Here is a 14,442-nt window from a genome sequence, read left to right on the forward strand (position 1 = left end):
TCGAATCAATCTAACGTCCATTTTGTTACTGAGTGAGGCCCTCCATGTCCATTGCGAATGCCGCAGCAAGCGCACCAACGCCTGTGAGTGATCCGGTCTATAAAATCCTGATTGCCGACGACCACCCGCTGTTCCGGGAAGCCATAACGAGTGTTATCGAATCCGGCTTTGCCGGCAGTGAAGTGTTTGAAACGGCCGATCTGGACAGTGCCCTGGCGATTACGCAGCAAAACGACGACCTGGACTTGATTCTTCTCGACCTCAATATGCCCGGCATGCATGGCCTCAATGGGTTGATTTCCCTGCGCAATGAGGCACCCACGATCCCGGTCGTCATTGTCTCCGCGGAAGAGGACAAACAAGTGGTGCTGCAGGCGATCACCTACGGCGCCATCGGTTTTATCACCAAATCCTCGGCACGGTCCCAGATGACCGAGGCCATTCAGCAAATTCTCAACGGCAACGTGTATCTGCCACCGGATATTATTCGTACCGGCAAGGACAGCACCCAGCGCCGCCACCGCAATGAAGACGATCCGATATCGCCCGAGCTGCTGAATTCGTTGACACGGCGTCAGTTGCTGGTGCTGGAACGTATGTCCAAGGGTGAGTCAAACAAGCAGATTGCCTACCACCTGAGCATTGCGGAGACCACCGTGAAGGCGCACGTTTCGGCAATCTTGCGGAAACTCAATGTGCACAACCGGGTTCAGGCCATCCTGTCAGCCAGTGACGTGGACTTCAGCCAGTATCTGCGGCGCTGAATCCGCTCAGCTTTCGGCCGTTCGATCGCGCTGCAACATATGGTTCAGCGCACTGCGCAACTTCAGTGGTTTGACGGGTTTGTTCATCAGGACGTAGCCCTGCCCGCGGATGTGGCGCTTCAACTCATTGCTGTAATTCGCAGTGATCATCAGCACCGGTAACGGTTGCGGGCGCTGACGATTGATGGCGGTAACCACGTCGACGCCATTCTCATCATTGTCCAGGTGATAGTCGGCCAGAATCACTTCCACATCGGTCGAAGCCAGCTCCACCTGAGCCTCCAGATCCGCCAGCGACACCGCCGTCACCACCTCGCACCCCCAGCCCTCCAGCAGAGTCTGCATACCACTGCAAATCGACCGGTCATTGTCCACCACCCAGATTCGCGCACCCTGCAGGTCGTATTGGTGTTTGGGCGTCATTGCGACGCCCTGCTGCGGCCGCTGAGTCTTCAGCACACCCAGCGGAACCTCGACCGCAAACACCGAACCTTTACCTTCGATCGAATCAACCGTGACCGGATGGCCCAGCATGCGGGCTATTTTATCGACAATGGCCAACCCCAGTCCCAGCCCCTTGTCCGGCGGTGAACCGGCGGGGCGAATGCGCTTGAATTCGAGAAATATCTCAGCCAGCTTATCTTGCGGAATACCGGGACCGGTGTCCCAAACCTGCATCAGTATCCGCCCCGGAAGACGTCGGCAGCCCAACACAATGCGACCCTTTCCGGTATAGCGGATCGCATTGGTCAGGAAATTGCGCAGAATTCTGGCCAACAACTGCGAGTCCGACTCGACGACCGCCGAACAGGGTATGAAAGCCAACTCCAGGCCTTCCGCCGACGCCATTTGGCGAAATTCCCGGGCAATGTTGTTGAGCAGGTCACGCAGATCGAATGCGGTGACATCGGGCTTGATGACTCCGGCATCAAGCTTGGAAATATCGACCAGTGTGCCCAACAGATTTTCGACATCGTCCAGTGACGTGCTGACCGAGCGCACGAGACTCTCGGCCTTGGGACCAAAAGACTGTTCCAGTAGCGAGCTGGTGAACAGCCGCGCAGCGTTGAGCGGCTGCAACAAATCGTGGCTGACCGCCGCCAGAAACTTGGTTTTCGACAGGTTCGCCCGCTCGGCCTCCAGCTTGGCTTCTCGCATGCGTGCCTCGACCGCTGCACGCTCGTCGATTTCCTGGCGCAGCTGGTCGTTGAGATCGGTCAACGCGGACGTCCGCTCGGTTACCCGACGTTCGAGATTGTCGTAAGCCTGTTGCAGCGCCAGGGCCGTGCGTCGCCGATCGGTAATGTCACGCACCATGACAAAGAAGCCCACGACCGCGCCCTGGGAATCGGTATTCGGCACATAAGAACGCAGCATGTAGCGCTCTTCACCCAGGGCATTGGTCTCTTCAAATTCGAACGTCACGCTCTTACCGGCCAGCGCTTCCAGCATCCGCGGTAACAACCGGGCATACAGCGCTGGCTCGTGGATATCGGCCAGACTGCTACCCAGCACGGATTCATAATCCGTGCCGTACCAGGCTTCATACACTTTGTTGCAGAACTGCACGGTAAGATCCGCACCCACATAGGCAATCAGTGCGGGCACGTGGTCGGTGACCACTCGCACCCAACGTTCACTTTCTTTCAGTGTCTCGGCGTAGCGGTACTGCTCGGTGATATCCGTGTAAGTGTTCACAAACCCGCCGTCGGGCATTGGGTGGGTCTTGATCTCGATGACCGAGCCGTCCGGCCGGTGATGAATCTGTTCCCCATCCTGGGGCTTACCCGGCGACAACGAGGTGGGTGTGAGGAGCGGCACATCCGAGGTGGTCATCAGTTGGGTGAGAACCCGATCGGTGGCGACCAACGCCCTGCTCAATCCGGTAAGACTCAGGAACCGGTCGTTCCAGATTTCCGGATACCCGCCGCCATTGACCAACACCACGCCCTGGGACAGGTTGTCGACCGTGGTCTGTAACAGCCTGGATTTTTCAGCCAGCGCCTGCTCGCGTCGGGCGGTTTCACTGTTTTTTATATCGGTGATGTCCGAGTACAACACCACCAGGCCACCTTCCCGGGTGGGACGCTCCGTCATTTGCACCCAGCGGCCATTCGACAGCAGAAACACCGAGCCCTCAGATGCCGGGTCGTTGTGCTCTTCAACAATCAGCCCGCTGGTGAACGCCCGCGCCTTTACGTCCGAAATGGAGGTGCCGGGATCGATGGCTTCACCGGCGGTGCTCCAGTAGCTCCGAAACCGGCTGTTGGTCTGAATCAGGCGGTGTTGGTGATCAAACAGGACGAAACCGTCGGCAATGCTTTCGATGGCATCGATCAGGCGCAGGCGGGTCGTTTCAGCTTCGTTGCGCGCTTTGCTCAACGCTTTGTTACTGGACTTCAGGTCGCCCATCGCAATGTTCAGCGCCTCGGTGCGCTCGCGCACCTGCTCGGCCAGAATCACCGAGTGTTCAAACGCCGCATACGGTTGTGGTTTGTGATCCGGACTGGCCTCAACCCGGGTAATCAGTGCATCCCGAATGCTGCGCAGGCGGGCGTTCTCCAATTCCAGAGCTTCGATACGCTCGTCTCGAGGGTCTCGCTCGTCCATGGCGGACGAGTCAGGAACGGATACTAGGTTGGCCAATCACCACCCCCGTAAACGTCTGATTGATGTGCATGCCCTCGAATTGTTCACCGTAGGTGTTAAATCCAATCACCCGGTGGTGCTGGAGAAATTGCGAGGTTTCATCGAACACACCGGTCAATTCGGCCTCCAGACGCCGCAAAAAACAATCACAGCCAATGGTCAGCAGCGGCGGGCCTACGTGGTTTTCAGCGTCCTCCAATTGTTGGCGCAGATTGTCCAGCAGCGGCCCCGGCTGCATCGCGGTCATCACGATGCCGGTTTCCACCGCACAATAAAAAGTCAGGCTTTTGTCCGCATTGACACGCTGGACGGAGCGAACAAAATAGTGCTCGCCAATTTTAACGGCCATCGGGCGGAGCGCGAAGGTTTTGCGGTCCAAATCGGCGAACGCCACACCCGCCGCTCGGGCATAGGCCTCGGCCGCGGGTTCGGCATTCAGCTCGTATACGGTGCGGCTGTCGCTGTCGGCGGCGGTCACCACCAGTTTTTCGTTCCGCTCTTCCATGTGATGGGTCGAGAAAACGCGAAAATCTAGCGAGGTATTCACCAGCAACACGGTGGCGGCGCTGGTGTGAAAGGTGCCATTAAAGAAGACGTGGGTATTGGCCAGGCGTTCGTCATCCCCCGCCGAACCGCCGAAATGCGGGATTGTTCCCAGGGCGGCGTTGAGCGTGGTGAGCACCAACTCTTCACGGCTGGACAGACCGTCCAGCAAGGTGATGGCAAAGGTGTTGTTTTTGATCGGCGCCACCCGGGCTTGCCGGCAAGTGGTGAGCAACCCGTCAATCAGCTCCTGGGCATCCTGCAGACCAAAACTCTCAAGTTCACTGATCAGGCCGCACTCAATGGCGAAATACCGTCGGTCAAAACCGATCGCCGTGATGCTGCCGCGATCGTACCCTTGGGGCGTGATCTCCCCTGCCGATGTGCAGCCACAAATACGGATACCCGCAAAGACATGTTCCAGGGCGATACCCAGCCGGCCCAGATCGTATTCAGCGGAACAGAAAAACAGCACACAACCGAGGTTGTCGTGATTCAATTGGCGGGCCAGAGTGGTGGCTGCCAACATCGGGTCGCGGACATTGGAACTGGCCACCCGTACGGCTGACTGTGTGGTTGCAGGGTTCATTACCACGGATTCCGGCTTTGGCAGAGGTACTATTGATTGTACGTCTTCCCGCTGCCGGGCCAATGCGACTTCAGTGCTTTTGATTGGCGCGCCAAAACTGTCGTAAGCCATTGATTTAAAGGCTCCATATTGATACCCCAAAGATCCATGATAAACATCATGGCTCAAAGCAGTACTTTAGTCTTGGCTCATATAAACGTGGTCGGTGCCTGATGATCGTTGGCACTGCAAGCCATCCTGCCCACAGTGCCGATTTCTCTAAACTCAGAAGGTTACAACAGCACCCAATGCGATGGTATCGGCATCCGTTGTGGTCGCACCGGCGGTATTGGTGGTTTCGAACATGTTGTACTCAGCCACCAACTTGAAATTGCTATTCACGTCATGGAACAGAGCAACCGAAGTGCTCTCGGATTCAAAATCACCCGTGTCCAGCGCGTCGGTTTCGCCGTAGGACAGCACAAAACGGTTCGCGCCAAGGGTATAGGAGCCCTGGACCAGGAAGCCGTCGGACTTTTCTTCAGCCGCAGCCGCGTTGACAATCAGGACCGGGTTGTTGCCATCCGACGTGTAACCGGACGCCGCCAGCGACAGACCTGCCATTGACGCTTTCAGACCATAACCCACCGCAGTCGAATCGACGGAGGCGGTAGTACTTTCAGACTTTTGTGAGCGCCCATTAACCCACCCGGTCAGAGCCACGCCGCCCAAGTCAGCGCTGTAAGTCACTTCAGCTTCAAACCGCGGCGCTGATTGCTCAGACCCGGCTCCGGGTGTGGTGTTTGCCGGCTCGAAAATACCAGCGGCCACTTTCAAACCGCTCATGTCAGGCGAGCGATAAGTAATCTGGGCAGAAGGCGTGGGGTATTCATAGCCGGCGCGAATATTGCCGAAAGACACGCCACCGGGCAGGCCCGGCGAGCCGAAGCCCATTAGGATTTCATCCAGGAAAATGTTGGACCGGGAATACAGTCCGAAGTCTTTACCAATCAACACCTGGCCAAAGTTGCCATCAACGGTGGCATAGAACTGACGTACGTCGATCTGGGTATCAGTGGCGGATCCTGGGGCCTCTCCCAGTGCGTCATTGATGGTCGTCCAGAACGAAGAACGGCCACCCATAGTCAGATCGCCCACCTGCTTGCTGAAATTGAAGCCAATGGTGTTGGGCAGAAAACCCATTTTGACGTCAGAGTTGGTGACATCATTTAGTTTGTCGTCACGATTGACGTAAAAAGCGTTGAAGTAACCGTCGACTGAAAAGGTGGTGCCTTCGTCGTTATAGAGTTCGACCGCCGCTTGGGTACTGGCGCTCATACCCGTCATAGCGGCCAGCGCTACGGCCAGTCCAGACAGCTTGAATTTTTTGTTGTTCATAATTCCCCCGGAATTTAGTTGTGTTCTCGATCATCAGGTTGAGCGCTCAGATTCCATGGAATCTGAAATCCTGGCTAAACCAGACCTACACAGCAGGCCCAACAAATATGATCGGACAAGCACGATGACGGCGGAATGCGCCAAGGGGGGCGGTTCTGTGCTCATTTAGGAGGCTATGAAACCGACACTTAGGGAGTAAGACTCACCGCCTCACCATCGAGAATCAGCCATTTAGACTGGCCGCCAGGCTCCGGTTAGCCGGCAGTGAACTGATTGAGCGCCTGCAGGCAGGCAGCCAGGAAGGTGGCAGGGTCTGGCATGACGGCTTCGTCGGCTACAACTCCGAACTGCACGTGGCCGGCGTAACTGACGATGCTGATGCCGAGCCCGATATCACCGGCCTGTGGCACCCAGCACATCTGCTCCAGTATGCGGCAGCCGGCAAGGTAGCGTGGCTCTGCCGTGCCCGGCACGTTGGACACCACGGCGCTGGCTTTCTTGCACAGTGTGTCGGTGAGTGAGTCTCGCCAACCACACGGGAGCAAGCTGGCGCCGCTGGTCAGGCCCCAGGCAATACCCGGCTGCCAGCTTTGTTTGAGCTTTCGTGTTTCATGTTTGACCCGGTAAAGTCGCTCCAGCGGACTGTCGCCGTCCACCGGCAAGGGCACAAACACCGTACCGAAATAATTACCCAACGTGCCCGGGGCGGGCTCGATGCCTTCGGGCAGCCGGCCGCGAATATCGACTGGTACCGCCGCGTGCAGGATCGACTCCGCCAATTCCATGCCGGTCGAGACCAAGTGCTGCCTGACCGCGCCGGCAACACAGGCCAGCAACACATCGTTAATAGTGCAGCCGGTTTCCTTGGCGGTGCTTCGAAAGGCCGCCAGGGCAAGGGGCCGGGACCATCGGCAAACGCGGCGCCCCAGCAGAGGCACTTTCAAGGGTGAAGGCGTATCGTCGGGTTCGATCAGGAATTGGCTGAGTTCGTTAACCAGTTTCAACCCTGTCATCGCCGCCCGTTCGATAGGGTTCGATAGGGGCGCTTTTGACAAGTCCTCGACTGCCCCACTGCAGGCGTCGGCATCCTTGGCCTGCAAGGACCGGAACCAGGCCTGTGCGGCCTGTGCCCAGCGCCGCATATCACCATTTTCCCGGGCGCCATAAAGGATCGGGTGTTGCTGTGGCGACGGCGTGCAGATCCGGTCAAACACCCCCATCAGCGACAGGCCGTCGCCGTAACAATGGTGAATTCGAAGCAGCAGCGCCGCGCCACCTTCCGCTTCCGGTAGCAGCCAGAACTTCCAGCGCGGCCGGTATTCCGGCAAGGGTTGGTTCAGGCGGGCTGATACCCAGGCCTGCAACTGTGCCTCATCCATTGGTTCGGTGACGGTTTCAACATGGTGGTGCAAAGCAAAGGTAGGATCAGGCTCCCAGCGCCAGCCAGGTGCCCGCCAGACAGGCATTAACCGAAAGCGCTCCCAGGCCAGCCAATAGGTGGCCAGAAACTCCGCCAGGCGGTCCGCTGTCAGGGACTCGACCCGCATCAGCACCGTAATGGTCATCGGATTGTTGGGCCGCTCCAGTGACAACCAGGCCGAATCCACAGGCAACAGTAAACTCGATTCCTCGTGACTCAAGGCCTAACTACCCCAACCTAGGTGATGACGTATAAGAACGGAAAAGCAACCACGCATTGTGCCAGACATGCACGGAAGGCTCCACACGATCGGCGTTACAAAAAATTACACAGATGCAATCCTCCCCCCTTATACTGATCTAACAAGCTGTATTCGCGATCATTCTTAAAAAATAGAGTTTTAAAACTGGCTGCAATGAGGCAAAGACCGTGCCCCCGGCGCCAATACAATCGCCAGCTTGAACAGATACAAAGGCAGGCACTGCACCAACAAATAAACGACAAAGCAGACACAGTGCCAATGGGAGAGCAGTCATGAAAGCGAGCCATGTCCGCAAGCTGATAAAGCCAATCGACAGCGCCTATTCGGAAATGTTTTCCGGGCGCGTATACCGCGTCGGGCGCGGGGCTGTCTCTGTGCGCAACCACAGCGGCGAGGCCCGGCAGACGGTTATTGGTGTCCATGGCTTTCTTGAAAACCACTGCTACTTTACCCAGGCCTATGAGTCCCCAACCACACAGCTCATCCTGCTGACCTGTAGCAATTACCATATCCCGGTCAACGGTGTCACACCCGAAACGCCAGAGTGGGAAGTGGCTATCAAACACGTGGAGGCGACCATTGAGTATGACGCCTGCATTCTTAATCAGGCCCTGCAAAATCTGCCGACCACTGAAAACATTCGTATTCACGGCCATTCCCGTGGTGGCGCCGTGATTCTGGAAGCGGTATCCCAACACCCCGAGCTATTTGAAAATGTTGAAATTGTGCTGGAGGCGCCAGTATTGCCTCAGGCCAAACTGCATGCCCTGGTGACCACATTACTGGAGCCCGTCAGTCACGGTATGTGGCCTTGGCTCATTCGACTGATTAACAGCGCCCCGTCTTCCGCTTATGGCCAGACCTTCTTCGGCAAGATGAACCCGCGCAAGAAGCAGTTGCTCAGCAAAATGTTCTCGGCAACCCAGGATCACCTCACCATTGTCCGCAACATTGAGAACCTGATGGCCTGGATGTCGCAGACCGAAACCAGTGTCTTTGACCATGTTCGCCACGGCACCTTCCTGATACCCCAGGTGGACCGGATTCTTGACCGTACGGCGATGCTGGCCAGTGCGCGCCAGAGTCCCACCACCATGCGGATCATAGAAACCGAGGCACCCAGTCACTTCATCACCCTGGACAGTCAGGAGTGGATACCCGGTTTTGAGACTCTGCCGGTGATTGTGCAGGGCTGAACCGGCGCTGACATTCCGACCCTCAGTCCGGTAAACTCGGCACTTCACACACCGAATACCGGAGGCCGGCCTCTCATGTACCGTGAGCGCCTGACAACAACGTCCGTTCATTCCGAGAGCGCGCAGCGTTTGCAACGGCACCTGCTGGCCTATCACGATTTTCGCAACGCCAAGGCACAGCATCCGATTGCCCGATGGCTCCCGACACTGGCTCGGTGGCAAGCCGAGCGCCTGAAAGCGACCCACGAGGACCTGTTCAACCACCCAGGCTATCGGGATGGCCTGGTATTCCTGTTGACCGACCTGTACGCACCTGAAAGCATTTCCCGCCGGGACGACGATATCGATCGCATCTTCCCGAAAATGGTGAAGTGGCTACCGGATACACTGCTGGACACATTTGCAGGCCTGGTGGAGCTCAACCACAGCACCCAATACCTGGACCTATGCCTGCTTGAAACGTTGCAGGATCACGACGTAAACCCCGACACCCTCACCGACAGTCAGTACTGCGAGGCCTTTCGCGACAGTGACAGCCGGCCCCAGCGACAGCGACAAATTGACCTGGTAGCCGACGTCGGGCGTCAGTTGAATCGCTACGTCAAAAACCGCAGTCTGGGCTGGCTGCTGGGCATGAGCCGAGGCCCCGCCGACATGGCCGGGCTGGAGGACTTGCACTCATTTTTACACCGCGGCTTTCAGGCCTTTCAGACCATGGACCGGGTGGACACGCTGATTAATGAGGTGGTTGCACGGGAGACCCGGGTGCTGGATCAGATACTGGCAGTACACCCTCAGCCATTCCGGGTGGCACCCAGCCTGGCCCGGCACGCCAATGTGGTTTGACTGAAAGCTGGCCAGTGTTCCGCCTGGTTCATTCGTTAACCTATTGCAGGACACTAGTCCTGACCGGTCAAGCCATCGAGTTGACTGTGAATTTCCTTTTCAATCCGGGACTTGAAGGGACGCAACAGCATGCCGAGCTCAAGGTACACCCGAATATCGCCCGGGCTGACGGTCAGATGCCCTTTTACACCGCTGCGCTTGAACCGCATCACGTCACCCTCCCACTGATAGTTAACGTCAAACTCACGAGATAGATCCTGGGCCAGGGACTCGGCAGCCTCCCGGGCGTGCTCGTGATCAAGGCTATGGGTACGGCGAACATCAATGGCGGACATGGTGGTGACTTCCCGGTAAGCGGAGTTTCTCCTCAGTTTAAGAAACTGGCGTTGAAGCGCAAATATAAAACCAAACGGTTCCATTTGAAGTAATCTGCTTGTAGCCAGCCCTGTGACCGTTAGAATACAGGGTTCAGACTCGGACAGGACCCTGAAATGACTCAAGAACACCCCTCCACGCCACCGAAAAGCGATCCGCCGGCCCAGGACGACACCACGCATTTTGGTTTCCGCTCCGTCGCCAAGGGCCAGAAAGCCAGTCAGGTCGCCGACGTGTTTCATTCGGTCGCAGGCAAATACGACCTGATGAACGACCTGATGTCCATGGGTGTGCACCGACTCTGGAAGCGTTTCACCATTGAGCTCAGCGGCGTCCGGCCGGGCCACCGTGTGCTCGACATTGCCGGCGGCACCGGCGATCTCACCATGAAGTTCTCCGACCTGGTCGGCCCTGCAGGCCAGGTGGTGCTGGCCGATATCAACGCGTCCATGCTACAAGTCGGTCGCGGCCGCCTTGTGGATCGGGGCTATGTCGGCAACATCGAATACGTTCAGGCGGATGCGGAACACCTGCCGTTTCCGGACAACCATTTCAACGCGGTCAGTATTGCTTTCGGCTTGCGCAATGTGACCGATAAAGATCAGGCCCTGCGTGATATGGCGAGGGTACTGAAACCCGGTGGCAAATTGATGGTGTTGGAGTTTTCCAAACCCACCAACCCGTTACTCAGCAAAGCCTATGATCTCTATTCGTTTAATGCCCTGCCGCTTATGGGCCAGCTGATTGCCGGCGACTCGGCCAGTTACCAGTACCTTGCCGAGTCAATTCGCATGCACCCGAATCAGGACACCCTGAAGGGCATGATGGAAGACGCCGGGCTGGTCAATTGCAAGTACCACAACATGACCGGGGGCGTGGTTGCCCTGCACGTTGGGATCAAGCCCTGATGTTTCCCGGGCCTACCCTGCAGGCGGCGATGACCCGAGTCATCGAAGGCGCCATCAACCGGGCACTGTTATTGGACCCGGTTGGGCGTCGCGCGCTGCTCGAAGCCCTCACTGGCACCGTCCAGTTTCATATAACGGCGCCCCTTGCGCTTACCCTCACCCTGCAACGGCGTAACGACGCAGTGGCTGTGGGCAGTACACCGGTTACCGATGCCGCTTTGGAGTTTGCTGGCCCGCCGCTGGCGTTTGCCGCATTAGCGGCGGGCGACCACCAGGTGTTTGCGCAAGGCCGCCTGGCCGTTACCGGCGATGCGGGGCAGGCTCATCAGTTCCAGCGAGCGCTGGACCGGCTTCAGCCTGACTGGGAAAGCGCTCTGGCTCACCACATCGGCGACGTTCCGGCGCACTTCCTTGGCCAGCGGATACGAGCGGCCGTGCGCTGGAGCCGTCACGCGTCGGCAACACTGAACGCCAATATCGAAGAATATATCCACGAAGAGAGCAGCCACCTCCCCGGCCGCGCGGAACTGGAAGCCACCTTTGAGGACATAGATCGCCTGAACCTGCAAACCGAACGATTGCAGGCCAGGATTGAACAGCTGGAGCAACGTCCCAACTCTCCCGACCCACAAACTTCGGAGTCACTGTGACCCGCGTGCAACGCCTGTTTCGTATTGCCTGGGTACTCTGCAAGTACCGGCTGGATGAATTTCTGCCACTGGCAGAGCTACCGCCCGCCCTGAGAGTCCTGTTCGTACTCGCGCCCTGGCACCTGTTTCCAAAACCAAAGCTCGACCGGGGCGACAGGCTCCGCCTGGCACTAGAAGAACTGGGGCCTATTTTTGTCAAGTTTGGCCAGATCCTCTCCACCCGCCGCGACCTGCTGCCCGATGACATGGCCCTCTCGCTGCAACAATTGCAGGATCGCGTGCCCCCGTTTCCGGGCGCTCAGGCCCAGGCCATCATCGAGCGCTCGCTGGCCGCTCCCGTGGGCGAGCTGTTTGCCGAGTTTGACCAGGCTCCGATGGCATCAGCCTCTGTGGCCCAGGTCCACGCCGCCACAATGCCCGATGGGCGCCGGGTGGTGGTAAAGGTTATCCGCCCCAGCATTGAGCGCACCATCCGCCAGGACATTGCCCTGATGTATCTCATGGCGCGTGGTCTGGAGCGCTACTGGTCCGAGGGCCGCCGACTCCGGCCGATAGAAGTGGTACAGGACTACGAGGCCACCATCTACGACGAGCTGGACCTGCAGCGCGAAGCCGCCAACGCCAGCCAGCTGCGCCGAAATTTTGATCAGTCGTCACTGATCTACATCCCCTCCATCGACTGGCAACACACGCGCAAATCCGTGTTGGTCATGGAACGCATCCAGGGCATACCGGTCGCCGATGTTGACGCCCTCAATGCAGCAGGCGTCAACATGAAAGTGCTGGCGGAGAAAGGTGTGGAGATTTTTTTCACACAAGTTTTCCGGGACAGTTTTTTCCATGCCGACATGCATCCGGGCAACATCTTCGTGGACGCCACCAACCCTCAGGACCCTCGATACATTGCCATCGATTTCGGTATCGTCGGGACGCTGGCGCCGGATGACCAGAGCTACCTTGCGCGAAATCTGCTGGCGTTTTTCCGCCGCGATTATCGCCAGGTCGCCGAACTGCACATTCAATCCGGCTGGGTACCGCCCCACACCCGGGTAAACGAGTTTGAAGCCGCCATTCGCACGGTCAGCGAGCCCATTTTCGAGCGCCCGTTGAAAGATATTTCCTTTGGCCAATTCCTGTTGCGCTTGTTTCAAACCGCTCGCCGCTTCGAAATGGAAGTCCAGCCGCAGCTGGTGCTGTTGCAAAAGACTTTGCTTAATGTGGAAGGGCTCGGCCGCCAGCTGTATCCAGAGCTGGACCTGTGGAGCACCGCGCAACCGTTTTTGGAAACCTGGATGCGCAAGCGCATTGGACCGGCCGGGCTGTTACAATCATTGCAGTCGCATTTGCCGGCCTGGCTGGAACAGTCCCCGGAAATGCCGCAGCTGGTCCACGATGCACTGTTGCAGATACGCAACACCCAGTCTGGCGGGGCCCAACAAGCCGCGCACCTGGAACAGCTGAGGCAGCAGCAGGCTCTCACTGACAAGCGCTGGCGCCGCACGGGGTTGGCAGCTGTTCTGGTCACCGCGGCAATTTTAACCAGCCGGGAGGACGTGCTGGTATTGGCGCAGGACGTCCCGACCCACGGCTGGATTTTGCTGGGCGCGGCCGCCTTGCTGGTGTTTAAACGCACACGTTGATTTTTTATCGATCGGTTCAGGATTCACAGAAATGCAAGATTCATCACCTACAGTTGGGACCCTGGCTTGGCTGGACAGTGTACGCTGGACTGCTGACGGCCTCGTCCCGGCCATTGCCCAAGACGCCGCAACCGGCGCCATACTGATGATGGCCTGGATGAATCGCGAGGCATTGGCGTTGACGGCGACAGAAGGTCATGCGGTTTACTGGTCCCGTTCGCGGTCTCAGCTCTGGCGTAAGGGTGAGTCCTCGGGGCACAATCAGAAAGTGCTCGAAATTCGTCTCGATTGTGACGAAGATGTGATTCTGCTGAAAGTCGAGCAGCAAGGCGGTATCGCCTGCCACACCGGTCGCAAAAGCTGTTTCTACCGCCGCCTGGAAGGCGATCAGTGGGTCAGTGTGGAGCCGGTTTTACGGGACCCGAACGACATTTACCGCAAGGACTGACGTCTCGCCCGGGTAACCCGTTTACCCAGTGAGGCCTTTGGCCACGCAGCAGATTAAGAGATTAACCGGACGAGACACTTGGGAGACTACCGGAATGAATGATGTACTGGAGCAACTGGCCAAAGTGCTCGAAGCGCGTAAAGCCGCCGCCCCGGATACCTCCTACGTTGCCAGCCTCCACGCCAAGGGCCTTAACAAGATTCTGGAGAAGGTCGGTGAGGAGTGCACGGAAACACTGCTGGCGGCAAAGGATGCCGAGCACAATGGGGACACCGACCACCTGGTTTATGAAACCGCCGATCTGTGGTTTCATACTCTGGTGATGCTGTCCAATCTCGGTCTGGGACCGGACGCGGTGCTGGGCGAACTGGCCCGCCGGTTTGATCTATCAGGGCTGGATGAGAAAGCCGCCAGAAGCGGACAAAACACAGACTGACACACCCGCTACAACACCGGAATGTTCGATTATTGGTTCCGGTAGCGTACAATCAAAACAATAGCGTATTCATGTTGATGAGGAATCCACTATGGGCATCAGTATCTGGCAACTGTTAATCGTACTTGGCATTGTGGTTCTACTGTTCGGAACCAAAAAACTGCGCAACATCGGCACCGACCTGGGCGGCGCCATCCGTGGCTTCAAGAAATCCATGGGTGAAGATGACACGGCCAAGAGCGACGCCAACATTGAGAGCAAGTCCGGTGGCCAGGTTTATGAGGCCAAGGCAGAACAGGCAGAAAAGGCCGAAGACAAACCCCGCACCTGAGTAAGGCC

Annotated in this window: 14 protein-coding genes; 9 read left to right on the top strand and 5 right to left on the bottom strand. The window is 57.7% G+C overall.

The window, feature by feature from the left end; translation table 11 throughout:
- Positions 1–44: 44 nt before the first annotated feature.
- Entirely contained in the window at positions 45–764 is a 720-nt protein-coding gene (locus tag GRX64_RS00925; protein ID WP_166263305.1) for a response regulator, read from the top strand.
- 6 nt (positions 765–770) lie between these two features.
- Here the strand turns inward: GRX64_RS00925 and GRX64_RS00930 are convergent, their stop codons facing one another.
- The 4 genes from GRX64_RS00930 to GRX64_RS00945 form a co-directional block, all read right to left on the bottom strand.
- Positions 771–3,374 (bottom strand): hybrid sensor histidine kinase/response regulator, encoded by a 2,604-nt coding sequence (locus GRX64_RS00930; protein ID WP_166263449.1) that lies wholly within the window; start codon positions 3,372–3,374, stop codon positions 771–773.
- Between the two features lie 10 nt (positions 3,375–3,384).
- The gene (gene nosP / locus GRX64_RS00935) at positions 3,385–4,545 is read right to left on the bottom strand and encodes a nitric oxide-sensing protein NosP (protein ID WP_166263450.1); all 1,161 of its coding nucleotides are present in this window, start codon (positions 4,543–4,545) and stop codon (positions 3,385–3,387) included.
- A gap of 264 nt (positions 4,546–4,809) precedes the next feature.
- Complete coding sequence (locus GRX64_RS00940) at positions 4,810–5,922, bottom strand: porin (RefSeq protein ID WP_166263306.1); 1,113 nt, start codon at positions 5,920–5,922, stop codon at positions 4,810–4,812.
- A 254-nt stretch (positions 5,923–6,176) separates the two neighbouring features.
- On the bottom strand, positions 6,177–7,562 hold the full coding sequence (locus tag GRX64_RS00945) for a WSD1 family O-acyltransferase (RefSeq protein WP_166263307.1): 1,386 nt from the start codon (positions 7,560–7,562) through the stop codon (positions 6,177–6,179).
- Between the two features lie 314 nt (positions 7,563–7,876).
- Here GRX64_RS00945 and GRX64_RS00950 point away from each other — a divergent pair, with 314 nt between their 5' ends.
- Positions 7,877–8,800: an alpha/beta fold hydrolase gene (locus GRX64_RS00950; protein ID WP_166263308.1), complete on the top strand. Its 924-nt coding sequence runs from the start codon at positions 7,877–7,879 to the stop codon at positions 8,798–8,800.
- A 75-nt stretch (positions 8,801–8,875) separates the two neighbouring features.
- Positions 8,876–9,646: a DUF8198 family protein gene (locus tag GRX64_RS00955; RefSeq protein WP_166263309.1), complete on the top strand. Its 771-nt coding sequence runs from the start codon at positions 8,876–8,878 to the stop codon at positions 9,644–9,646.
- Positions 9,647–9,699: 53 nt separating this feature from the next.
- Here GRX64_RS00955 and GRX64_RS00960 read toward each other — a convergent pair whose 3' ends face one another.
- Positions 9,700–9,981: a polyhydroxyalkanoic acid system family protein gene (locus tag GRX64_RS00960; RefSeq protein WP_166263451.1), complete on the bottom strand. Its 282-nt coding sequence runs from the start codon at positions 9,979–9,981 to the stop codon at positions 9,700–9,702.
- A gap of 156 nt (positions 9,982–10,137) precedes the next feature.
- On the opposite strand from GRX64_RS00960, the gene ubiE reads away from it, so the two are divergent.
- From ubiE to tatA, 6 genes are all read left to right on the top strand, one after another.
- Positions 10,138–10,929 carry a bifunctional demethylmenaquinone methyltransferase/2-methoxy-6-polyprenyl-1,4-benzoquinol methylase UbiE gene (ubiE, locus tag GRX64_RS00965; protein WP_166263310.1) on the top strand — a complete coding sequence of 264 codons (792 nt, stop codon included), beginning with the start codon at positions 10,138–10,140 and terminating at the stop codon, positions 10,927–10,929.
- Positions 10,929–11,579, top strand: a complete 651-nt coding sequence (locus GRX64_RS00970; RefSeq protein ID WP_166263311.1) for a ubiquinone biosynthesis accessory factor UbiJ — start codon at positions 10,929–10,931, stop codon at positions 11,577–11,579. The genes ubiE and GRX64_RS00970 overlap by 1 nt, the downstream gene beginning before the upstream one ends.
- Positions 11,576–13,219, top strand: a complete 1,644-nt coding sequence (gene ubiB, locus GRX64_RS00975) for a ubiquinone biosynthesis regulatory protein kinase UbiB (RefSeq protein WP_166263312.1) — start codon at positions 11,576–11,578, stop codon at positions 13,217–13,219. Before GRX64_RS00970 ends, ubiB begins: the two co-directional genes overlap by 4 nt.
- 31 nt (positions 13,220–13,250) lie before the next feature.
- On the top strand, positions 13,251–13,667 hold the full coding sequence (gene hisI / locus GRX64_RS00980; protein WP_166263313.1) for a phosphoribosyl-AMP cyclohydrolase: 417 nt from the start codon (positions 13,251–13,253) through the stop codon (positions 13,665–13,667).
- A gap of 94 nt (positions 13,668–13,761) precedes the next feature.
- Positions 13,762–14,103, top strand: coding sequence for a phosphoribosyl-ATP diphosphatase (locus GRX64_RS00985; protein ID WP_166263314.1), 342 nt, complete (start codon positions 13,762–13,764; stop codon positions 14,101–14,103).
- A 91-nt stretch (positions 14,104–14,194) separates the two neighbouring features.
- Entirely contained in the window at positions 14,195–14,434 is a 240-nt protein-coding gene (gene tatA, locus GRX64_RS00990; protein WP_166263315.1) for a twin-arginine translocase TatA/TatE family subunit, read from the top strand.
- Positions 14,435–14,442: the final 8 nt, after the last annotated feature.

The sequence above is a fragment of the Marinobacter caseinilyticus genome (assembly GCF_011074955.1).
GTDB classification, from domain to species: Bacteria; Pseudomonadota; Gammaproteobacteria; order Pseudomonadales; family Oleiphilaceae; genus Marinobacter; species Marinobacter caseinilyticus.

What these genes read in the sequence shown, in the direction of transcription:
- GRX64_RS00955 (WP_166263309.1), top strand. Translation starts at nt 8,876, where the DNA reads ATGTACCGTGAGCGCCTGACAACAACGTCCGTTCATTCCGAGAGCGCG.
- GRX64_RS00925 (WP_166263305.1), top strand. Translation starts at nt 45, where the DNA reads ATGTCCATTGCGAATGCCGCAGCAAGCGCACCAACGCCTGTGAGTGAT.
- GRX64_RS00970 (WP_166263311.1), top strand. Translation starts at nt 10,929, where the DNA reads ATGTTTCCCGGGCCTACCCTGCAGGCGGCGATGACCCGAGTCATCGAA.
- GRX64_RS00940 (WP_166263306.1), bottom strand. Translation starts at nt 5,922, where the DNA reads ATGAACAACAAAAAATTCAAGCTGTCTGGACTGGCCGTAGCGCTGGCC.
- GRX64_RS00950 (WP_166263308.1), top strand. Translation starts at nt 7,877, where the DNA reads ATGAAAGCGAGCCATGTCCGCAAGCTGATAAAGCCAATCGACAGCGCC.
- hisI (WP_166263313.1), top strand. Translation starts at nt 13,251, where the DNA reads ATGCAAGATTCATCACCTACAGTTGGGACCCTGGCTTGGCTGGACAGT.
- GRX64_RS00930 (WP_166263449.1), bottom strand. Translation starts at nt 3,374, where the DNA reads ATGGACGAGCGAGACCCTCGAGACGAGCGTATCGAAGCTCTGGAATTG.
- ubiE (WP_166263310.1), top strand. Translation starts at nt 10,138, where the DNA reads ATGACTCAAGAACACCCCTCCACGCCACCGAAAAGCGATCCGCCGGCC.
- nosP (WP_166263450.1), bottom strand. Translation starts at nt 4,545, where the DNA reads ATGAACCCTGCAACCACACAGTCAGCCGTACGGGTGGCCAGTTCCAAT.
- tatA (WP_166263315.1), top strand. Translation starts at nt 14,195, where the DNA reads ATGGGCATCAGTATCTGGCAACTGTTAATCGTACTTGGCATTGTGGTT.
- GRX64_RS00960 (WP_166263451.1), bottom strand. Translation starts at nt 9,981, where the DNA reads ATGTCCGCCATTGATGTTCGCCGTACCCATAGCCTTGATCACGAGCAC.
- GRX64_RS00985 (WP_166263314.1), top strand. Translation starts at nt 13,762, where the DNA reads ATGAATGATGTACTGGAGCAACTGGCCAAAGTGCTCGAAGCGCGTAAA.